General features: G+C 70.2%; 21 protein-coding genes. 5 read left to right on the top strand and 16 right to left on the bottom strand.

All coding sequences use genetic code 11. The features are described 5' to 3' along the window. Positions 1-147: 147 nt before the first annotated feature. From ACSGC5_RS09440 to ACSGC5_RS09430, 3 genes are read left to right on the top strand one after another with little or no spacing between them, the layout of a single operon-like run. Positions 148-648: a thiamine pyrophosphate-binding protein gene (locus tag ACSGC5_RS09440; protein ID WP_434970374.1), complete on the top strand. Its 501-nt coding sequence runs from the start codon at positions 148-150 to the stop codon at positions 646-648. Beyond that, positions 645-1262, top strand: coding sequence for a thiamine pyrophosphate-dependent enzyme (locus ACSGC5_RS09435; RefSeq protein WP_434970373.1), 618 nt, complete (start codon positions 645-647; stop codon positions 1260-1262). The genes ACSGC5_RS09440 and ACSGC5_RS09435 overlap by 4 nt, the downstream gene beginning before the upstream one ends. Next, positions 1262-2824 (top strand): GMC family oxidoreductase, encoded by a 1563-nt coding sequence (locus tag ACSGC5_RS09430; protein ID WP_434970372.1) that lies wholly within the window; start codon positions 1262-1264, stop codon positions 2822-2824. Before ACSGC5_RS09435 ends, ACSGC5_RS09430 begins: the two co-directional genes overlap by 1 nt. Positions 2825-2941: 117 nt before the next feature. On the opposite strand, the gene ACSGC5_RS09425 is transcribed toward ACSGC5_RS09430, so the two are convergent. Together ACSGC5_RS09425 and ACSGC5_RS09420 are read right to left on the bottom strand one after the other, a co-directional pair. Beyond that, the gene (locus ACSGC5_RS09425) at positions 2942-3409 is read right to left on the bottom strand and encodes a hypothetical protein (RefSeq protein WP_434970371.1); all 468 of its coding nucleotides are present in this window, start codon (positions 3407-3409) and stop codon (positions 2942-2944) included. Further along, on the bottom strand, positions 3406-3954 hold the full coding sequence (locus tag ACSGC5_RS09420) for an RNA polymerase sigma factor (protein ID WP_434970370.1): 549 nt from the start codon (positions 3952-3954) through the stop codon (positions 3406-3408). The genes ACSGC5_RS09425 and ACSGC5_RS09420 overlap by 4 nt, the downstream gene beginning before the upstream one ends. Before the next feature lie 116 nt (positions 3955-4070). Between ACSGC5_RS09420 and ACSGC5_RS09415 the strand changes: the two genes are divergently transcribed. Further along, entirely contained in the window at positions 4071-4205 is a 135-nt protein-coding gene (locus ACSGC5_RS09415; protein ID WP_434970369.1) for a hypothetical protein, read from the top strand. 16 nt (positions 4206-4221) lie between these two features. Here the strand turns inward: ACSGC5_RS09415 and add are convergent, their stop codons facing one another. The 8 genes from add to ACSGC5_RS09375 form a co-directional block, all read right to left on the bottom strand. Beyond that, entirely contained in the window at positions 4222-5277 is a 1056-nt protein-coding gene (gene add / locus ACSGC5_RS09410) for an adenosine deaminase (protein WP_434970368.1), read from the bottom strand. Continuing rightward, positions 5274-5891 carry a helix-turn-helix domain-containing protein gene (locus ACSGC5_RS09405; RefSeq protein WP_434970367.1) on the bottom strand — a complete coding sequence of 206 codons (618 nt, stop codon included), beginning with the start codon at positions 5889-5891 and terminating at the stop codon, positions 5274-5276. Before ACSGC5_RS09405 ends, add begins: the two co-directional genes overlap by 4 nt. Beyond that, the gene (locus ACSGC5_RS09400; protein WP_434970366.1) at positions 5888-6922 is read right to left on the bottom strand and encodes an adenosine deaminase; all 1035 of its coding nucleotides are present in this window, start codon (positions 6920-6922) and stop codon (positions 5888-5890) included. The genes ACSGC5_RS09405 and ACSGC5_RS09400 overlap by 4 nt, the downstream gene beginning before the upstream one ends. Before the next feature lie 7 nt (positions 6923-6929). After that, a complete protein-coding gene (locus ACSGC5_RS09395; protein WP_434970365.1) occupies positions 6930-7823 on the bottom strand; it encodes an ABC transporter permease in 894 nt (297 codons plus the stop codon). A 2-nt stretch (positions 7824-7825) separates the two neighbouring features. Beyond that, positions 7826-8656: an ABC transporter permease gene (locus tag ACSGC5_RS09390; RefSeq protein WP_434970364.1), complete on the bottom strand. Its 831-nt coding sequence runs from the start codon at positions 8654-8656 to the stop codon at positions 7826-7828. Further along, positions 8646-9428, bottom strand: coding sequence for an ABC transporter ATP-binding protein (locus ACSGC5_RS09385; RefSeq protein WP_434970493.1), 783 nt, complete (start codon positions 9426-9428; stop codon positions 8646-8648). The genes ACSGC5_RS09390 and ACSGC5_RS09385 overlap by 11 nt, the downstream gene beginning before the upstream one ends. A 97-nt stretch (positions 9429-9525) precedes the next feature. Further along, complete coding sequence (locus tag ACSGC5_RS09380) at positions 9526-10608, bottom strand: ABC transporter substrate-binding protein (RefSeq protein WP_434970363.1); 1083 nt, start codon at positions 10606-10608, stop codon at positions 9526-9528. Between the two features lie 132 nt (positions 10609-10740). After that, a complete protein-coding gene (locus ACSGC5_RS09375; RefSeq protein WP_434970362.1) occupies positions 10741-11901 on the bottom strand; it encodes an XdhC family protein in 1161 nt (386 codons plus the stop codon). Positions 11902-12013: 112 nt separating this feature from the next. Here ACSGC5_RS09375 and ACSGC5_RS09370 point away from each other — a divergent pair, with 112 nt between their 5' ends. After that, positions 12014-12346 (top strand): TraR/DksA family transcriptional regulator, encoded by a 333-nt coding sequence (locus tag ACSGC5_RS09370; protein ID WP_434970361.1) that lies wholly within the window; start codon positions 12014-12016, stop codon positions 12344-12346. Between the two features lie 11 nt (positions 12347-12357). On the opposite strand, the gene ACSGC5_RS09365 is transcribed toward ACSGC5_RS09370, so the two are convergent. Genes ACSGC5_RS09365 through allB form a run of 6 tightly spaced genes read right to left on the bottom strand, consistent with a single transcriptional unit; the run spans position 12358 to position 20442 of the window. Then, complete coding sequence (locus tag ACSGC5_RS09365) at positions 12358-13737, bottom strand: amidohydrolase family protein (protein ID WP_434970360.1); 1380 nt, start codon at positions 13735-13737, stop codon at positions 12358-12360. Positions 13738-13749: 12 nt separating this feature from the next. Continuing rightward, positions 13750-15072, bottom strand: coding sequence for an allantoate amidohydrolase (locus ACSGC5_RS09360; protein ID WP_434970359.1), 1323 nt, complete (start codon positions 15070-15072; stop codon positions 13750-13752). 1 nt (position 15073) lies between these two features. Further along, the gene (locus ACSGC5_RS09355) at positions 15074-16306 is read right to left on the bottom strand and encodes a pyridoxal-phosphate-dependent aminotransferase family protein (RefSeq protein WP_434970358.1); all 1233 of its coding nucleotides are present in this window, start codon (positions 16304-16306) and stop codon (positions 15074-15076) included. After that, complete coding sequence (locus ACSGC5_RS09350; protein WP_434970357.1) at positions 16303-17958, bottom strand: AtzH-like domain-containing protein; 1656 nt, start codon at positions 17956-17958, stop codon at positions 16303-16305. Before ACSGC5_RS09350 ends, ACSGC5_RS09355 begins: the two co-directional genes overlap by 4 nt. After that, positions 17951-19042, bottom strand: a complete 1092-nt coding sequence (locus tag ACSGC5_RS09345) for an acetamidase/formamidase family protein (protein ID WP_434970356.1) — start codon at positions 19040-19042, stop codon at positions 17951-17953. The genes ACSGC5_RS09350 and ACSGC5_RS09345 overlap by 8 nt, the downstream gene beginning before the upstream one ends. Then, on the bottom strand, positions 19039-20442 hold the full coding sequence (allB, locus tag ACSGC5_RS09340) for an allantoinase AllB (RefSeq protein ID WP_434970355.1): 1404 nt from the start codon (positions 20440-20442) through the stop codon (positions 19039-19041). The genes ACSGC5_RS09345 and allB overlap by 4 nt, the downstream gene beginning before the upstream one ends. Positions 20443-20505: the final 63 nt, after the last annotated feature.

The following is a 20505-nucleotide window of genomic DNA, read 5'->3' as shown; positions in this document are numbered from 1 at the left end:
ACAGAGACCCCAGACCCGACAACCCACCTTCGCTTGCCGCAAGACGTCGGCGCACCCACCGGAGCACGGCGTGTTGCGGCAAACGAAGGGGAACCGCAGACGCACCACCCCACCCAGACGCCACCCCCACCACGAAGGACTCCACGTATGAAAGCCGATGCTGTCGAGGCGGTGATCCGCGGGCTCAAGCGAGCCGGCGTGAGCGTCGCGACCTACCTCCCCGACTCGCTCCTCAAAGAGCTGTACCCCGCGTTGGATGCCGATCCCGACATCCGTACGATCCCTGTCACCAACGAGGGCGAGGGCGCGGCGATCGCCGGGGGCGTGTTCCTCTCGGGCAAGCGCGCCGTGCTCGTCATGGAGAACTCGGGACTGCGCGCCGCGACCGAGCACCTCGCGCGCCTGGGCCTGGGCGCCGGCATCCCGGTCGTCATGATCATGAGCTACCGGGGCGAGCTGGGCGAGAACAACTGGTGGGCCATCCCGCACGGCATCACGATGGAGCCGCTGCTGTCGGCCCTGCGCACCCCGTACCGCATCGTGCGGGAGGTCGATGAGATCGAGCAGGCAGTCGTGGATGCCTATGAGACCGCCTACTCGTCGTATTACCACGCCGCCATCGTCCTGGGAGGAGGGCTGGTGCGATGAGCTACAGCCGATTCGAAGCCATGCAGCTGCTGGGTGCGCGTCTGAGCGACGACGCCCTCGTCATCCTGTCCCTCGGCGGTTCCGTCGACGAGTGGTACAACGCGGCCCCGCACATGCGGGAGGCGAGCCTGTTCCAGCAGCAACTCGGGTGCGTCACCGGCGAGGCGTTCGGACTCGCCGTCGGGCTGCCCCACCGCCGCATCGTGTCGCTCGACACCGACGGCGGCCTGCTGTTCAATCTCGGCATCCTCGCGACCCTCGGCAACGAGCAGCCGCAGAACCTCTTCGTCGTCGTGTGGGACAACGAGCAGTACCAGTCGATCGGCGGGCCGGCGACCCACACCGCGAAGGGCAACGTCGACCTCGCCGCGATCGCCCGCGGCGCCGGGGTGCGCAACGCCTACACGGCCACGACCCTCGAGGAGTTCGACGGGCACTGCGAGGTCGGGCTGGCAAGCGACGTGCCCTACATCGTCGTGGCCAAGACCGACGGCATCCTGCAGCCCGGCATCAAGCGCAAGCACTCGGACGGGCGTGAGGACAAGTACATCTTCGTCCGCCACGTCGAAGAGCTCGAGGGCATCACGATCATGGGCCCCAGCGAGCACAACTGATGGGCGTCGTGCGGGCCCCGGGCGGCGGCTACGACATCGTCATCGTCGGGGCGGGCGCGGCCGGCTGCGTGCTGGCCGCGCGCCTGAGCGAGAATCCCGACGCACGGGTGCTGCTGATCGAGGCGGGTCCCGACCATCGGGAGCTGCGCGAGATCCTGGATGCCGCGCACTGGGACTCCCTCATCGGCGGCCCGTACGACTACGGCTACCGGTCGGCGCCCACCCCGCACGTGCTGGGCCGGTCGATCGCGATGCCCCGGGGCCGCGTGCTCGGGGGCAGCTCGTCGACCAACGCGATGCTCTGGTACCGCGGGGCCCGCGCCGACTACGACGCGTGGGCGGATGCCGGTGCCACCGGCTGGGGCTACGACGACCTGCTCCCCTACTTCCGCCGCTCCGAGGCCCGGCCCGGCGGTGACCCCGCCTACCGCGGGCTCGACGGCCCGATGCGGGTCGCGCCGCTCACCCGCGTCCACCCGATCGCGACGGCGCTGCTCGCCGCCGCCGCCAACCGGGGGCTCCCCGTCCTGGATGACGCGAATGCCGCCTCGAACGAGGGTGCGGTGTACGCGGACTACAACGCGATCGAGAACGAGGACGGGTCGTTCGAGCGCTGGAGCACGGCCCGCGCCTACCTCGAGCCCGCACTGTCACGACCGAACCTGCATGTGCTCACCGACTCGCCGGTGCACCGCATCCTGCTGGAGGGCACCCGCGCGACCGGTCTCGTGCACCTCGTGGCCGGTGCGCCCGTGACCACGGAGGCGGACCGCATCGTGCTGGCCGCCGGGGCCATGGACACCCCGCGCCTGCTGCAGCTGTCGGGGATCGGGGATCCGGCGCGGCTGGCTGCGGCCGGCATCCGTGCCCACCACGCCCTGCCCGGTGTCGGCGAGAACTTCCAGGACCACCCGCTCGTGCTGGGCGTGAACTTCCGCGCCCGCGAGGGGCTCGGCCCCGTGATCGGCAACGGCGGCGGCACGATGCTCAACTGGCAAAGCTCCTACGCCGAGCGCGGACCCGATCTGCACACCGTCATCGCGCACGGCTCGCGCGGCGACGAGGCGCTGCACGCCCGCTACGACCTCGGCGGCGACCGCATGTTCGCGCTTGTGCCGGGGCTCTACGGCTCTCGCTCGGTCGGGTGGGTGCGGGTGCGGTCGGCCGATCCGGATGCGGCGACCGAGTTCCAGCCGAACTACCTCGCCGATCCGAAGGATCTCGTCGCGATGGTCGAGGCGATGGATGTCGCGCAAGAGCTCGTCGCGGGGCCCGCGTACGCCGACCTGCATCCCGAGCCGCTGACCCCGCCGCTGTCGATGGACCGCGCCGAACGCGTGCAGTTCGTGCGCGAGAACGTCGGCAGCTTCTTCCACGGCGTCGGCACCGCCCGCATCGGGACCGACGAGCTCGCGGTCGTCGACCCCGCGCTGCGGGTACGGGGCCTCGAGGGGCTGTGGGTCGCGGATGCCTCAGTCATGCCGACGATCCCCACCGCCAACACGCAGGCGCCGACCGTCGCGATCGCCGAACGGGGCGCCGAGCTCATCGCCGCGGGCTGACGCGCCCGTCGCGCGGAAGTGCGCGGCATCCCTGTCGCGTGCGCGTCAGTGCCACCGAACGGATTGACTCGGGCTCGGCCTCGCCACGCAACACGCACGGATGCCGATCGCAACGGCTCAGTCCGGCGGCCGGAGGCCGAGGTCCTCGCATGTGACGCCGTCGGTCTGCGGGAAGACCGCGAGCGTGTCGTCGCGCTGCACGCAGACGAACAGGTCGGGCACCGGGTAGGTCCGTCCATCGTTCGGCGGCGGCGCGTCCAGGCCCGCACCGAGCAACCCGATGCTCCAGACGGATGCGCACAGGTCGATCGCTCGGGCGACCCGGTCGCCTCCACCCGCCGACGGATCGCCCACCTGCTGCACAACACTGTCCACGGATGCCGATTCGAAGCACGAGGCGGAGTTCTGACGCAACTCCGCGGAGGCCAACGCGAGAAGCGTCCCCGCCGTGGTCGCGGCGACCAACACCCCGGCGCCCACGAACGCACCGACCTTCTTGCGCACCCGAGACCGCGCCCGCAGTCGTCGCACGTCCTCCATGAGCGCTGCCCGCATCCGGTCGTAATCCGGCTCCCTTGCCGTCATCGCCCGCTCCGCTCCGCGAGGACATCCCGCACTCGGCGGGCGGCCTGTCGATAGCTGAGTCCCTCTTCGGTACAGAGGCGGAGAACCTCGCGATCGGCCCACGGAAAGGTGGCCATGATTCGCTGCGCCTCGCGCCAGCCGTCCGACCGACGACCCTCCGCGGCGTCATGTGAGGCATCCGGCCCGGGGACTGTCCGGCGAGCGCGCTGCCTGCGGCGCGGTATGTCGGTGCGCGCCAGCCCCCTGGCAAGGGAATCGGCGGTGACGAGCAACCACGGCAGGCAGGAGGTGCCGGCGAGCGTGATCCGTCGGCTCTTGCGCCACAGCGTCAGGAAGACATCGTGCGTGACCTCCTGCGCCTCCGGTTCTGCGCCGAGCCGATCGACGACCACGCCGTACACGACCCGCACGTGCCGCTCGTGCAGGGCGCTCAGCGCCGAGTCGTCACCCGACCGGAGCCGATCCAGCAGGGCGGTGTCGTCCCGGGAGTAGTCGCCCGACCGGCGACCCCACGCGCTGGAGAACGCCTGCGTGGAATCGACCACCCGATGCTCCCTCCGACGCGCGACTGTCAAACGCGTCCTATTCTCCCCCGCGGTGGATCCGAACTCGCTGGTGGTGTGGGAGGCGGGCATGGCCCTCGACGGCCGATCTGGGTCTGGTGAACGGATGGTGCCGGACGGCGATCTTCGCGAACACCTCCTACGGCGGCGCCTCGTACGGCTACTACACGAACTCCTCGTATGTCGGAAACGCCATGAACGACCAGGCCTCGTCGATCCGCTGGGCGGCCTGAACCGGGAGCGCCGGTCTCACGCGGGCCGGCGCTCGGGGTCGAGGGCGGCATCCAGCGCGAGGAACGCGCCCCGGAACTCGGCGCGCAGCCGCTCCTTCTGCGCCTCGTCGCAGAACGCCGCGTCGATGCCGTTCAGCGCGATGCGCTTGGCCTCGTCAGGAGTCACGCCCATGAGTCGCAGCCCCTCGGTGTACTCCCGGCCGATGTCGGTGCGGAAGAACATCGCGTCGTCGGTCGACACGTTCACGGCAAGGCCCGCGTCGATCATGCGACGGATGCGGTGCTCCGGGGTGATCTCCCACCCCGAGCAGATCGTCGTCGACAGAGGGGTCGCCGCGAAGCCGATCCCCCGCTCGCGGGCAAGGGCCACGATGGCGGGATCGTCGACGATGCGGTAGCCGTGGTCGAGGCGGTCGCACCCGAGTTCCTCGATCGCGACGCGCACGGCATCCGGGGTCGCGTGATCGGTCTCGCCGACGTGGGCGGTCAGCAGGAACCCGTGCGCCCGGGCAAGCGCGTATGCCTCGGCGAAACGCGCCGGATCCTCAGTGTTCTCGGGGGTGAGGTCGTCCTGTCCGAGACCCACGACCTCGGGCCGCGGATGCGCGATCATCTCGCGGACGAGCTCGACGGCGTCGTCCGCGCCCGCACGCCGATTGATCGCGACGACCACCCGGAATCCGACGCCGAAGTCACGCTCCGCGCGCGCGAGACCCGCGATGATCGGGTCGATCACCTCGGGGTACGACAGCCCCCGCTCGGCGAAGTACTGCGGGTTGACGTAGTACTCGCGGTAGCGCAGGTTGCCGTCGGCGACGGCCTCGGCAACACCGTCATAGGCCACACGCTCGAAGTCCTCCGGGTCGCGCAGCACATCATGCGCATAACGGAATGCCACGAGGAAGTCGACGAGGTGCGCGAAGTCGAACAGCTCCTCCGGATCGGTCGTGGGCAGCTCGACACCGTGTTTCGCGGCAAGCTCGATGAACAGGTCCGCGCTCATCGTCGACGCGAAGTGACAGTGCAGCTCGGTCTTGGGCAGTAACCGCAGATAGTCGACGTACGAGATCATGCGTCTTCCTCTCCCGAGGCCCGCGGCGCCGTGCGTCCCGGAACCTGCTTCACCACGAGCAGACGGTAGGGCTGCCCGTCCGCCGACCACCACCGGTGCGTGGTGCCGCCGGTGTAGTAGACGGATGCCCCCGGGTCCAGATCGCACGTCTGATCGCCCAGTTCGATCCGCACGTGCCCCTCGATCACGTAGAGGAACTCGTCTTCGGCGTGGACGAATCGCTCGCCCGGTTCGAGGCTGTCGGAGACAACCTCCATCGGGTGGAACGTCCGCGCGCGCTGCGCCAGCATCCGCGCCGTCCCCGAGGCGAACCCGTCGGGGATCTCGCCCTCGCCGGGGCGACTGACCTCGACGAAGGACCCGGACTCATCGGGTGTGTCAGCGGCGGCGATGAGCTCGATCGGGCTGGTCTCGAGGGCGAGAGCGATCCGCCGCAGCGAGCCCAGACTCGGTTGCGCGAGCCCCCGCTCGAGCTGACTGAGGAAGGGATGCGAGAGCTCGGTGCGCTCGGCCAGTTGCACCAGCGTCAGCCCGCGGGTCTTGCGCAGCATCCGGATGTGGCTTCCCAGGCGAGCGCCTGCGGCACGCTCGTCGAGACCGTCGGGCACGCTCATGCGGCCGAGCGTACCCCTCCGGCGCGAGCGTACTCGTCGACCTGCGCAAGATAGGCGGCCCGGCGCGCGGGGGTGAGCCACGAGGCGTGGAACGAGTTGCGCGCAAGTTCCACGAGATCGGATGCCGAAAGCCCGGCCTGCTCGGCGAGAGCGACATAGTTGTCGCCGACGTAACCGCCGAAGTAGGCGGGGTCGTCGGAGTTGATGGTCACGCGAACTCCTGCCCGCAGGAGCGACACGATCTCATCGGATTTCATCTGCTCGGTGACGAACGAGTTCGACACCGGGCAGCACGTGAGGCCGATACCGCGCTCGAGCACCGTGGCGACGAGGTCGGGATCTTCGACGAGATTGGTGCCGTGGTCGATCCGGTCGACGCCGAACTCCAGCGCCTGACGGAGGTGGTCGATCGAGCCGGGCTGGTCGATGTCGCAGTGCATCGTGACCAGGAACCCTTCGGCGCGCGCCCGTTCGAAGACGGCGGCGAACTTCGCCGGTGGGTTGTCGCGCTCGTCCGAGTCGAGCCCCACCCCGATGATCCAGTGGCGGTAGGGCAGCGCCTCGAGCAGCGTCGACATCGCGTGCTCGGCCGAGAGGTCACGCAGGAAGCACAGGATGAGCTCGGCGGAGATTCCGAGCTCGGCCTGAGCGCGCACGATGGCGCGGCGGTAGCCACCGATCACCGTCGCAAACGGGATGCCGCGTCCGGTGTGAGCCTGCGGATCGAAGAACAGCTCAGCGTGAACGACGCCCTGCTCCTTCGCCGTGCGGAGGTATGCCCACGCAAGGTCGTGGAAGTCATCCGCGGTCTGCAGCACGGCCATTGCCGGGTAGTACACCGCGAGGAAGCTCGTCAGGTCGGTGAAGTCGTAGGCAGCCTTCACCGCCGCGATGTCGCTGTAGGGCAGGGTCAGACCGTTGCGCTGCGCAAGAGCGAACATCATGTCGGGCTCGAGCGTGCCCTCCAGGTGCAGGTGCAGTTCGGCCTTGGGAAGCCCGCGGGCAAAGCTCGCCAGCTCGGATGGTGCCATGGTGCGCTCACACGCCCTTCTGCGGGTGCATCGCCATGCGGGCCAGCACGACATCCTCGACGATCTGAATGAGGTTGTAGAGCACGAGCGAGGCGGCGGTGACCGCCACGACGGATGCCCAGAGTGCCGCGAACTGCGCCTGCGGGATGAATCCGCCGATCGACCCGCCGATCCCGCCGCCGACAGCCAACCACTCCGCCAACAGCGCACCCGTGATCGCACCCGGAACCGAGATGCGCACGGCGGCGAAGAACGCGGGAAGCGACGAGGGGAAGGCGACCTTGCGGAGCTTGGTCAGCGCGCCCCCACCGTAGACGTCTACCAGGTCGTTCATCTGGGGCGGCGCGGACTTGAGCCCGAACGAGATGTTCACGAGTGCCGGGAAGAGCACGACGATGCCGCCGATGACGGCGACCGTCCAGAAGTCGCGACCGAAGATGAGGATGATGACCGGTGCCATCGCGATCAGGGGAACCGACCGTAGCAGCATCGCGACCGGCATCAGCGCGTGCTCGATGCCCTTGTTCAGCTCGAACGCGATCGCCGCCAGAAGCGCGACGACAAGACCGGCGATGAAGCCGATCGCCGCGTCACCGAGCGTCACCATGAGGTTGCCCATGAGCGTCGCGCGGTTGGTCTCGGCAGCAGGCACCGTGAACAGGTAATTCCAGACGTCGATCGGCCCCTTGGCGATCAGGGGAGACAACTGGAGCGCCCAGAGCAGGCCGACCCAGATCCCGAGAACCGCGACAAGAGTGAGAACGAACGTGAGACTCGACCAGCCGAGGGCGCGAAGCGCGGCGCGGGTGGACTGGGCACGAAGATTCGCGGCGAGCTTGGTCTCGGCTCCTGCTCCCGTCGGTGTGGTGGCGGAAGGCTGTGACGTCATCACGGTGGCCATCGTCAGGCTCCCTTCGACCAGGGGGCGATCGCCTTGGCGATCCACCCGACCGCGGCGAAACCGAGCAGTGCGACCGCGCCGGACAGCAGCGCGAGTGCCCACACTTGCGGGCCGTTGGACGACTGCTGGGCGAGGATCATCGCGAGGCCGACACCGACCTCGATCTTTCCGAAGAACTCCCCGAGCACGGCGCCGAGAAACGCGGCGGGTACCGCGATCTGCAGAGCACTGAGGGTGGCGGGGAGCGCCGCGATGAGACGGACCTTCACGAGCTGGGTGAACTTCGTCCCGCCGTATACGGTGACCAGGTCAAGGCTCGCCTTGTCCGCCGACTTGAGGCCGAGCAGCGCCCCCACGACGGTCGTGAAGAACACCGAGAGGGCAGCGAGCAGGATCGCCGTGCCGCTGGGCTCCCCGACCTTGGGCGGGGTGATCACGACGACCGCGAGCATCCCGATCGCGACGATCGGCACGCAATAGGTGAGGATCGCGAGCTGCATCGCGACGCCCTCCAGCCGCGGCACGATGAGCACGAAGGCCGACAGCAGCAGCGCGAGTCCGTTGCCCCACAGGTACCCGATCCCTGCTTCGGCGAGGGTCACGGCGAAGTTGTTGAGGTAGTACTGCGGCCCCGTCTCGATGACGGTGGCCACGACCTGGAACGGGGTCGGGATCGCCTGGGCGCCGGAGGGCCCGACGTTCGAGAACACGGTCGCCGCGAGGATCCACCACAGGAGGATGATCCCGATGCCGCCGATCACCCCGATCAGCCACGGGGGGAGGCGGAAGTCCTCCCACTCGATCGCGCGAGTGCGCGTGGTGTCAGTGGTCATCCGCCGCGGCTCCTCCGGCCCCGAACAGCAGCTCGGAGGCCTGGTCGACGTAGGCGTGGAACTCGGGGGTGCGCATCATCTCGGGGGTCCGCGGCCGCGGCAGGTCGATCGTCATGACCTCCTTGACCCGGCCGGGCCGCGGGCTCATGACCGCGACCTGGTCGGAGAGGAAGATCGCCTCCGAGATGCCGTGCGTCACCAGCAGTGTCGTGGCGGGCTTCTCGGTCCAGATGCGCAGCAGTTCGAGATTGAGCTTCTGCCGGGTCATGTCGTCGAGGGCGCCGAACGGCTCATCGAACAACAGGACCTCGGGCTTCATGATGAGCGACCGCGCGATCGAGACGCGTTGGCGCATGCCGCCCGACAGCTGAGCGGGCTTTGCCTTCTCGAAACCCTTGAGCCCGACCAGGGCGATCATCTCGTCGACGTACGCCTTGTCGACAGAGCGCCCGGCGATCTCGAACGGCAGACGGATGTTGGACATCACGCTGCGCCACGGCAGAAGCGCGGAGTCCTGGAAGGCGATGCCGAGCTTGTTCTCTTTGCGCAACTCCTTCGGGCTCTTGCCATCGACCCGGGTCGTGCCACTGGTGGGCTGTTCGAGGCCCGCGAGGATGCGCAGGATCGTCGACTTGCCGCATCCCGACGGCCCCAGCAGCGACAGGAAGGTGCCCTGTTCGGTGTGCAGGTTGGCATCCTGCAGGGCGGTGACGGTCTTGCGGCCGGTGGTGAAGACCTTGTTCAGACCGGAGATCTGCAGGCCGGTGCCCAGGGACTCGCCCTGGGCACCGGACTCGGCAGAGCCCGTCGTGAGAACAGAACCGGATGCGGCGGGTTCGGTCACGATGGCGTCTCCTCGGTTCGTCTGATCAGCCCGCGTAGGCGACCAGGTCGGGGTTTTCGGCGTAGACCTCTTCGAGCAGCGACAGGTCGAACAGGTCGGCTGCCTCGAGCTCGATACCGGCACCGGCGAGGCTCGCGATGGTCGCTTCCTGCAGCTCCGGAGTGACCCAGAACAGCCCGAACTCCTCGGTGTCCGGCGAGACGACGAGCTGCTCGGACTGCGCGATCGAGCCGGCGATCGAGTTCTCGGGGATCAGGTCGAGGTCAGCGCCGTACACCTCGTACGCGAGCCGCGCGCCCTCTTCGGGGTCGTTGACCGCGTCGGTCCAGCCCTTGATCTCGGCGACCAGGTAGGCCTTGAGCATCTCGCGGCTGCTCGCGATGAGCTCATCCGTCGTCGTGATGGTCTCGGCCACGAACGGCAGACCGTTGTCGGCGAAGGGGAGGTTCGCGACCTCGAAGCCCGCGGCGGCCACGGTGATCGACTCGTTGGTCAGGTAGGCCATGAACCCATCGACCTCGCCGTTGGTCAGCGGAGCCGGGTCGTACTGCACGGGAACGATCTCCAGCTCGGACTCGTCGATGCCGTTGGCGGCTAGGAGCGCCTTGAACAGCGCGGTGTTCGAGTCCTGCACGCCGATCTTCTTGCCCTTGAGGTCTTCGGGCGTCGTGATGTTGCCGCCGTCTGCGAGCGAGAGGATCGTGAACGGGTTCTTCTGGTAGACCGAGCCGATGATCTTCAGCGGCGCGCCTTCCGCCGCGACGACCGAGCCGATCGACACGGCATCCGAGAACGCGATGTCGGCCGTACCGGAGATGAGCTCAGCGGCGCCGGTGGACGGTCCGGGGGTCATGATGACCTCGCTGAAGCCGGCCTCCTCGTAGTAGCCGTTCTCGAGGGCGAAGAAGTCGCCGGCGAACTCCTCGTTCTTGATCCAGCTGAGCTGCACGGCGAGCTCGCCGAAGCCCTCCATGGCCTCGCCGCTGGTGGACTCGGCCGGGGTCGACTCGCCGCCGCTGGCGCAGGCGCTGAGCGCGAGCGCCGACACGGCGACGGCGGCGACGGCCATGGCGGACCGGCGCGCGATTCGAGAGGAAAGGAATGTCATGTGCTGCGTCTCCTGATCACGGGTGGGGGGTGGGACACTCAATGACGCGCGACTACGGGACTCTCCGCGCCGTCTCCACCGACCGTAGGAGATGTAGATTTCATGAACACTCGCCGGACTGTTTCGTCCGCGTTACCGAATCGGTCGAATGTCCGCCTGCTCACGGACACCGCACGACTCGCCCACCATCGGAGACAGATCGTCGTGATCGGCGCGCTCCGCCGGGTGGACGGGGCCGGTCGTCTCCCGAAGCGGCAGCCCCTGGCCGCCGGCGCGGACCATGACGATCTCGGCGAGGATCGACAGCGCCGTCTCTTCAGGGGTACGACCGCCGAGGGCCAGTCCGATGGGGGAGCGCAGGTGCGCGGTCTCGGCATCCGTCACCCCCGCCTCCCGGAGGCGGCGCACGCGATCCTCGTGGGTGCGGCGACTGCCCATCGCACCGACGTAGCCGGCGGGGCTGCGCAGCGCGATCGCGAGGGCGGGCACGTCGAATCGCGAATCATGGGTGAGGATGCAGATCGCGGTGCGCGTCTCGATGGGTGTGCGTGCGAGGTAGTCGTGGGGCCACTCGTGCACGACGTCGTGCGCGTCGGGGAAGCGCGCGGGCGCCGCGAAGGCGTCGCGGGGATCGCACACGGTGACCTCGAACCCGGATGCCGCACCCAGCCGGCTCAGGGCGACGGAGAACTCGACGGCGCCGATGATGATCAGCCGCGGCGCGTGCGGGAACGGAAGGCCGAGCACCTCGAGAGCGTCGGCATCGGTCCCGTATCGCAGGGTGATGGGGTGAGCATCGGCGCGGAGCCGCTCGAGGTCCGCGGCGAGGGCGGGCCGGATCGCCGCATCCGCGTGCTCGCGCTCGCGCGTGAGAACGAGATCGCCGGCGCCGGGCCCGTCGATGACGACGCCGAGAGCGCAGGGCTCGCGCCGCACGATCGCGGCGTGGAGGTCGGCGAGCACCGCCGCCCCGTCCGTGCCGGGCAGGATCGGGATGACCAGGACGTCGATGATGCCGCCGCAGCTCAGTCCCGCCTCGAAGGCGGTCTCGTCCGAGATGCCGTAGCGGGTGCGCGTCGACCGTCCCGACGCGATGGCCTCGAGGCACAGATCGTGCACCGCGCCATCGACGCAGCCAGCCGAGACGTTGCCGAACACGGAGCCCTCGGCATCCACGATCATCGCGGCACCGAGCTCGCGCGGGGAACTCGCCCGCGCCGCCACGAGCACCGCGAGCGCGAACGGTCGCGCCTCCGCGACCCACGTCGCTGCCGGATCGAGGATCTCTCGCATGCGCACCTCCCGGTCTCCTGCCTATCATCCGGGTGTTTCCCCGAGATTGCGGCTCGGCAGCCGCGGCGCCGCGCGAGGCCGCGGCGTCCCGTGCTCGGCGTACGCTCGGGGCGTGGACCGGACCGTGCTGACCGAGCGCCTGCGTGCGCTGGAGGATCAGCTTGCCCGGTTGGATGCGGATGCCGCATCGCTGCGCGCCGACCGCGCCGATGCCACCGCCGACGACGAGCACGATCCCGAGGGCTCGACACTGTCGGGCGAATGGCAGCGGGTCGAGGCTCTTCGCGAGGGCGCGCTGCGGGAGCGGGCCGCGGTGGTCGAGGCGCTCGCTCGCCTCGACGCGGGCACCTACGGCATCTGCGCCCGCTGCGGCTCGCCGATCCCGGCCGCGCGGCTGGAGGCCCTGCCGATGGCGACGATGTGCGTCCCCTGCGCGTCGAGATAGGCCGGGTCAGCTCAGCGCGGGTGGCCGAACTGCGCGGCGCGGGCGGGCAGGTCGGCATGGATCCGGGCTGACGCCTCGGTAGCGAGCGGGTTCGTCGAGACACCGTTCTCGCTGGCGAGCACCCCGCCGACGTAGACCTGGCGGAGGTTGCGCAGGCTCATCGACAGGACGTAGCTGCGCACCGGATGCCACAGCGGGCCGACATCCGGCGTCCGCGGGTCGACGACGACGAAGTCGGCGAACTTGCCCACCTCGAGGCTGCCGACCCGGTCGGCGACGCCCAGGATCTCAGCACCCCCGAGGGTGTGCAGCCGAAGGACGGTCTCGGGCGTCATCGACAGCGGGTCCTTCGTGCGGGCCCGCTGCATGAAGATGCCCGCACGCATGTTGCCCCACGGGTCGGCGATGTCGGTACAGGCCTGGTCGTCGAGGCCCATCCCGACACGGATGCCGAGATCGAGCATCTCGGGGACCAGAGCGACCCCCGACGCGAGACGCCCGTTCGAGGCGGGCTGCCACGACATCGACGCGCCGCCCTCGGCGGTGGCCTGGATGATCTCGGGGGTCGTCTGGATGAAGTGGCCGAACATCATGTCGGGGCCGAGGGCACCGGCATCCCGGTACATCGCGAATTTCGCCTGCTGCAGCGGCACCGCCTCGGGCGACTCGAGGAAGTGCGCCTGGTTCGTGACGCCGAACCGGCGCATCGCCTCGACCTCGAGCTCGGCGGCCTCGGTACGCGGCGACCACTGCACCTGGCCCATGATCGAGACGCCGAGCGCGAGGCGCGGGTCGAGGGCGCGGGTATGGGAGACCTCGGCAGCGAAGCGGTCGAAGATCTCGTCATCCGTACCGGTGGAGACGTCCATCCCGATCGCGTCGACGAACCGGATGCCGGCATCGCGGCATCCGTCGGCCTGACGCGTGTGGTACTCGACCGGTCGCAGCGGCGCGTTGCCGCCGAGGCGCTTACCGTCGACCATCGACTCCCACGCCTGCAGCGGGTCGGTGAAGTTGTAGGCCGTCGTAACCCCGTTGGCGAGGAAGTCCAGCGACCCGTGCAGGGTCGACCAGTACATGTCGTCGGGGGTCATGTGCGAGGTGAACCCGAGCATCGAGTCGCACCAGCCGTAGAGGGTCTCGCTGACGCCGAGCCCGCGCAGGCCGCTCGTGAACAGGTGGGAGTGGCTCGAGACGAAGCCGGGGGCGACGAACGAACCCGCGACGTCGAGAGTCTCGTCGGCCGTGGTGCCGGCCGGCGGCTTGCCGGAACCGGTCGCGGCGATGAGCCCGTCCTCGACGAGCATCCACCCCTCGTCGAGGTAGCCGAGGTCTTCGGCGCCGGCGGCGACGGTGAGGAGTCGGGCGTTGATGACGAGCAGTGAGGTCATGGGGGCTCCTGGTTACGGGCGGGCGGCGTGGGCCAGCTGCAGAACGGCTTCGGTCAGGGCACGGATGCCGAGAGCGACGTCGGCGGCCGACACCGCCTCGTCGGGGTGATGGCTCACGCCGTCGGGGTTGCGCAGGAACAGCATCCCGACGTCGGTGATCGCGCCGACCGCCATCGCGTCGTGGCCGGCGCGACTGAAGATCGTGGGCACCGCGTGTGACACCGACCGGGTCTCGGGGGCATCGAGCCCGACGGTGGCGGCGATCCCCTCCGCGACGACATCGCGCAGCAGCGGTGCGCAGGCGACGGCTGGCGCGTTGTGCACCTCGACGGCCCGCCAGCGCAGCCCGCGGCGGCCCATGATGGCGTCGAGCTCGCGACCGAGCCGGTCCCACACGCGGTCACGGGTCTCGTCGAGCTCGCCGCGCAGGTCGAGACTGAACACCGCCTCGCCCGGGATGACGTTCACCGCACCGGGGAAGGCCTCGAACTGGCCGACCGTACCGACGATGTGGTGCTCGGCGGCGCAGATCCGCTCGACCGCGAGCGCGGCCTCGCTCGCCCCGAGCAAGGCGTCGTGGCGCATGTCGTAGGGAGTCCCGCCGGCGTGGCGGGCTTCGCCCTCAACCGTCACCTGGAAGCGTCGAGCGCTCGCGATCGAGCTGACCACCGCCAACGGGGATCCGGCGCGATCGAGCTCGGGACCTTGCTCGATGTGGGCCTCGAGGTAGCCGACGAGCTGCTCCGGCCGGCGCCCCGCCTCGCCGACACGGCCAGGATCCAATCCGAACTCGCGGAACGCCTGCCGCAGCGTCACGCCGTGCTGATCGGTGAGTTCCCACCAGTCGGCGTCCCAGGTGCCGGCGAGTGCCGACGACCCAAGCAGCGCCTTACCGAACCGCGTTCCCTCCTCGTCCGAGAAGGCGACGACCTCGATCGCGAACGGCAGGGGGACGGATGCCGTTTCCGACCCGGGATCGCGCAGCAGGCGCACGACCTCGAGGGCCATGAGCACACCCAGGATGCCGTCGAACCGGCCCGCGTCGATCACGGTGTCCAGGTGCGAGCCGATCATCAGGGCCGGCGCCGCAGGGTCGGGATCGACGGTCCGCTCGATCCGCCCGAGCTGGTTGCCGGCGGCATCCTGCCACGAGCGCAGCCCGGCCTCGCGCATCCAGGCCGCCGCGAGCCGGTTCACCCGCGCATGTTCGGGCGACAGGTACACGCGCTCGATCGAGCCGGGCGCAGCGGTCACCCCCGCCAGCTCGTCGCAGCGCATCATGACGCGGCGCGCGGCGGCGGCGATGCGGTCAGGGCCTGCCTGCAGCAGGGGCATATCAAGCCCCCGCGTAGGCGTCGGTCGCCGCCTCGACTCCGCCGCCCGCCGGGACTGCTACGCCGAAGCGGCGCAGGACGGTCTCGAGCGCGGCGAGCGTCGTGAGCACGGCGTCGCGGCGGGCGTTGTAGCCCATCGTGCCGATGCGCCACACCTTGCCCGCCAGCGGGCCGAAGGAGGTGCCGATCTCGATGCCGAAGTCCTCGAGCAGCGCCGCTCGCGCGGCATCTCCCGGTACCCCGTCGGGAATCGCGACGGCAACGATGTTGGTCATCTTGTGCGCGACGTCGCCGAAGACCTCGAGCCCGAGCGCCTGCACGCCGGCAAGCATCGCCTCGCCCGCGACCCGGTGCCGTTCGATGACGGCCTCGCGCCCTTCGAGCAGCAGGAGCCGCGCGCACTCCCGCGCGGCGTAGAGCATCGACGCCGCCTCGGTGTGGTGGTTCAGCCGGCGCGGCCCCCAGTAGTCGAGGATCATCCCGAGGTCGAAGTAGTTCGAGCGCACGAAGTCGGGCGCCGACGGGTCGCCGGGCTCACGGATGCCCGCCTCGATCTTCTTGCGTGCCGTCACGACCTCGACGGCACGGTCGCTCAGGGTGATCGGCGCCGCCCCCGAGGGACCGCCGAGGCATTTCTGGAGTCCCGCGGTCGCGGCATCCAGTCCCCACTGGTCGGCCTCGAACGGGTTGCCGCCGAGGGATGCGGTGGCGTCGGTGTAGAACAGCACGCCGTGGCGGCGGCACAGTTCACCGATCTCGTCGAGCGGCTGCAGCATCGTCGTGGAGGTGTCGCCCTGCACGATCGCGAGCAGCGTCGGCTTCACGCGCACGATCGCCTCCTCGATCGCGGCGGTCGTGAACACCTGCCCCCAGTCGGTGTGGATCGTGTGCACCTCGGCCATGGCACGCTCGGAGATCTCGGCCAGCAGATGCCCGAACCGGCCGAAGATCGGCACGAGCACGCGATCGCCGGGGCGCACGAGCGAGACGATCGCCGCCTCGATCCCGGCGCGCGAGGTGCCGTCGACGACGACGGTCGCGTCGTTCGCGGTGCCCCACACGCCGCGGTACAGCTCCTGAGTCTCGGTCATCGTCGCCGTCATGAACGGGTCGTACTGCCCGGTCAACGGTGCCGACAGGGCTCGCAGCACGCTCGGGTAGGCGTCGATGGGGCCGGGCCCCATGAGCAGGCGACGAGGCGGATCGATCGGTCCGGGCAGAGCGGCGACGGTCATGAGAGCGGGTGTCCTTCGTGGGAGTGAGCGTCGTTCAGTCGCGGGGGGACGAGGGCGGCGAGGCGGCGTGCGGTGCGCACGAGGGCGATGTCGGTGCCGGCGCGCGACACGAGGCAGACTCCGACGGGTGCGGCGCCGAGCGGGGAGGGCACGGTCAGAAGCGGAACCGACACCGCCGGCACGCCGGCCACGGCGGCGGGGGTGGTCATGCGCAGCGTCGCCTGACGAGTCCGGTCGACGGCGGCGGGGTCGCCGGTGCGCGCCGGGGCGGGCCCCGGCACCGTCGGCAGCAGCAGGACGGCGTCGCGCACGAGCTGCGCGACGTGCTCGCGCAGCGGCTCGAGCCTGTCACGTGCGGATGCCTCCGCCTCCGCGGTCACCTCCGAGGCGATGCGGAAGCGCTCGGCGACCGCCGGACCGACAGCACCCGGGTGTTCGCGCAGCCACGCGGAGTGGTTGCGCCAGGCCTCCGCGCCCTGCACGGTGCGGAACGGCTCGTAATACTCGTCGAGGTCGCCAAGCGAAACCCGCGCGAGTCGTGGCGGGTGATCGGATGCCGCGAGGCGCACGAGCAGTGCGTCGAAAGCCGCCCGGGTCGCCGGGTCGGCGGCGTCGAGGATCTCGTCGGGAACGAGGAAGCGCCACGGCAGGTCTTCGTCGGACTCGCCGTAGACGCTCTCGGTCGAGGCGGAGCCGTCGTAGCTCAGGCACCAGTCCGCGACGCGCTGCAGCGTGGCCCCGTCGCGGGTGAGCCACCCGACGGTGTCGAAGCTCTGCGCGAGGGGGAGCACACCCTGCCGCGGCACGAGACCGTGCGTCGTGCGCAGCCCCCACAGCCCCTGGTACGAGGCGGGGACCCGGATCGACCCGGCCGTGTCGGTGGCCAAGCCGATGTCGGCGTGGCCGGCGGCAACGGCGCTGGCCACGCCGCTGGAGGAGCCGCCCGGCAGCGCTCCGGGGAGAGCGACATTGGGCGGGGTGCCGTAGTGGACGTTGTCGCCGGCGATCGAGTAGGCGAACTCGTCGGTGCGGGCGATGCCCCGCACCGACGCCCCCGCGCGCAGCAGGTCGGTCAGCGCGGGAGCTGTCGTCGTCTCGGCTCGTGCACTGTTGAGGTGCGTCGGGTTCCCGGCACCGATGCGGTAGCCGGTGAGCGCGAACAGGTCTTTCACGGCGACGGTCAGTCCGGCCAGTGGGCCCTGCCAGGCGCCCTGCCACAGCGGCTCACCGACGTTGCGCCAGATCGACCGGTCCATCGCGGGGGTGCGCGGCGTGACGTGCGCGGCGGTGATGAGCCAGCGCCCGTCGAGGCGCTGCCACACCTGCGTCTGGATCCCCGTGCCGCCTGCGGCGTAGCGCGAGACCGCGACCAGCAGCGCGACATCCGGTCCCAGCGGGCGGTACTCGAGCCGCTCGATCGTCCGGGCCCCGACTCCGCCGCGCAGCGACCGGAACGCGCTGATCGCGTCGTGGCCGACGAGCAGACCGGCGGCGTCGGCACGCAGAGTCTCTGAGCCCGGCGCGAATGCGGCATCCAGGGCGTCGAGGTCGTTGGCGAGGATCGCCCGTTCGTACGCGTCGAACGCCGTGAACAAGTCAGCCGGGATGCCGTCCGGGATGCCGCTGGGAGTGCCGCCCGCCGGTTCAGTCACGATCGACCCCCGAGAAGTCGGCCTCACGGATCCGGGCGTGGACGCCGCAGACGATGTCGACGACCTGGGAGATGTCGAAGTCGGTCGCCGCCGACAGGTACGCGTAGGCGATGTGCTCGTCCAGTCCCCAGCGCGCCTCGATGAGGTCGACGGCGGCGCGCACGCAGTTGCGCATCGCGATGTCGAGGTCACGGTCCATACCCGTCGGCACGAGGTACTCGTCGGTGCGGACGAGGGGTCCCGCGAGTTCGCCGAACTCGGCGAGCGCGACATCCTTGGGCACGACCTCGAAGCGCAGGGTCGCGCGCAGGGATGCCTCCAGTGCGGTGAGAGCGACCTCCCCGTCGCCCTGGGCGAAGTGCGGGTCGCCGACGTAGGCCAGCGCGCCGGGCACCTGCACGGGCAGGTAGAGCACCGACCCTTCGGTCAGCAGCTTGATGTCGATGTTGCCGCCGTGCGCACCGGGCGGCACCGAGTGGGGGCGTTCGTCATCGGCCACGGCGACGCCCATGATCCCCAGGAACGGATCGAGCGGGAACTCGATCGCGCCAGGCCCGCCCTCGGTGACCGGGAGCACACCGACCAGGCCCGCGGCGCGCTGCTCGACCGGGGTGAAGACGCTGACGTTGCGGGCATCGCGGGGAAGCTCGCCGACGAGGGCGCCCTTGCCGTGACGGTTCGAGATCACCCCGTACGGCACGCGCGGGGCGAGGGAGACGACGGTGATCTTCAGCAGGTCGCCGGGTGCGGCATCCGTCACGCGGATGGGACCGGTGACCACGTGAGGTCCGTCGTCCGCGCCGCGAGTGACCGATGCCGCGATCTCGACCGCGTCGCGCAGCACGGCATCCTCGGGCACGCCATGGCCCCCGAAATAGGCCCGCGGGTCGGTGCCGTGGTCGTCGAGGATGCCCTCATGACTGACGGTGTCGATCGTGACGGTCTGGCCCGACGCGATCGTGAGCACGGGCGCATCGGTCGCACACGGCAGCCGACCCCACATCACGGTGTCGGGGGTGGAGGGCAGGTAGTGCTCGCCGGGGATCTCGCCGATGCCCGGCTGCAGGATGGGGAACGGGGTCATCGGGCTCCTTCGTCCGAAGCGGCGGGAACGGTCGGGGCGGAGTGCACGGCCAGAGCGGGGTGCACGGCCAGAATCTCACGGCCGACGCGGGCACGGATGCCGACCTCGGCGTTCCAGGCCACCTCACCGTGCACCCAGGTCGTGTCCACCACACCACGAAGACGGGCGCCGTGCCACGGCGAGAGCTTGTTGCGGTACTCGAGCGTCTCGGCGTCGACCAAGGCTTCGGCATCCGGATCGAACGCGACCAGGTGCGCGGGGTGGCCGGCGGCGATCTCGCCGAGCCCGTGCAGCCCCGCGATGCGGGCGGGGCCGGTCGTGAGCCACGGCAGCACCGTCTCGAGCGGGATGCCGCGGCGCGACGCCTCAGTCCAGACCGCACGCAGTCCGGTCTGCAGACCCGAGATACCGCCCCACGCGAGCCCCAGATCGCCGTCCTCGCGCTCCTTGAGCTCCCGGGTGGCAGGCGAGTGGTCGCTCACGACGGCGTCGATCGTGCCGTCCAGCAGTCCCGCCCACAGCAGGTCCTGATTGGCGCCGTCACGCACCGGCGGGCAGCACTTGACCGTTCCCGACCCGTCGGGCAGGTCCTCGGCGCGCAGGGTGAGGTAGTGCGGGCAGGTCTCGACGGTCAGGCGCACGCCGGCGGCCTTGGCGTCGCGCACAAGGTCGAGGCTCTCGGCATCCGAGACGTGCACGATGTGGGCGCGCGCGCCGGTGCGACCAGCGGCCTCGATGACCTGCGCGATGGCGGATGCCTCGCTCACGCCCGGGCGCGAGGCGAGGAAATCGGCATAGCGCGGGCCGAGCGCGCCGTCCGGCGTTGCCGGCGGGTGCAGGTGCGCGGGGTCTTCGGCGTGGACGATGAGCAGGCCGTCAAAAGCCGCGATCTCGGCGAGTGCCGCCTCGAGGCCCTCCGGATCGAGGTGGCCGAACTCGTCGATGCCGGACGGCGAGAGGAAGCACTTGAATCCGACGACGCCCGCGGCGGCGAGGTCGGCGAGTCCGCCGCGGTTCTCGGGCACGGCCCCGCCCCAGTACGCGAGATCGACGGCGAGCTTGCCGGCCGTCGCCGCGCGCTTGGCGGCGAGCGCCTCGACGGTCGTGGTGACGGGGACGGAGTTCAGCGGCATGTCGACCACCGTCGCAATGCCGCCCGCGGCCGCAGCGGCGGTGCCTGTTTCGAAGCCCTCCCAGGCGGTGCGTCCGGGTTCGTCGAGATGCACATGGGAGTCGACCAGTCCCGGGAGCAGCACGAGGTGGGCGGGAAGGATGAGCGCGGCATCCGGGTCGAACGGACCGACCGCGGCGATACGACCCTCCTCGACGTGCACCGTCGCCGGACGGAAGCTCCCGTCGACGAAGACGCGCTCGGAGGCGATGGTGGACGCGGCGGTCATGCCGCCACGGTAGGACGCCCGCATTTCTCGCATGTTACCTCTGTCAACATTCTGGACACATTC

Origin of the sequence: Microbacterium sp. bgisy207 (genome assembly GCF_965345035.1) — a bacterium.
Taxonomy (GTDB): domain Bacteria; phylum Actinomycetota; class Actinomycetes; order Actinomycetales; family Microbacteriaceae; genus Microbacterium.
The sequence above is the reverse complement of the archived record's forward strand: the minus strand, read 5'-3'. Positions and strand labels throughout refer to the sequence as shown.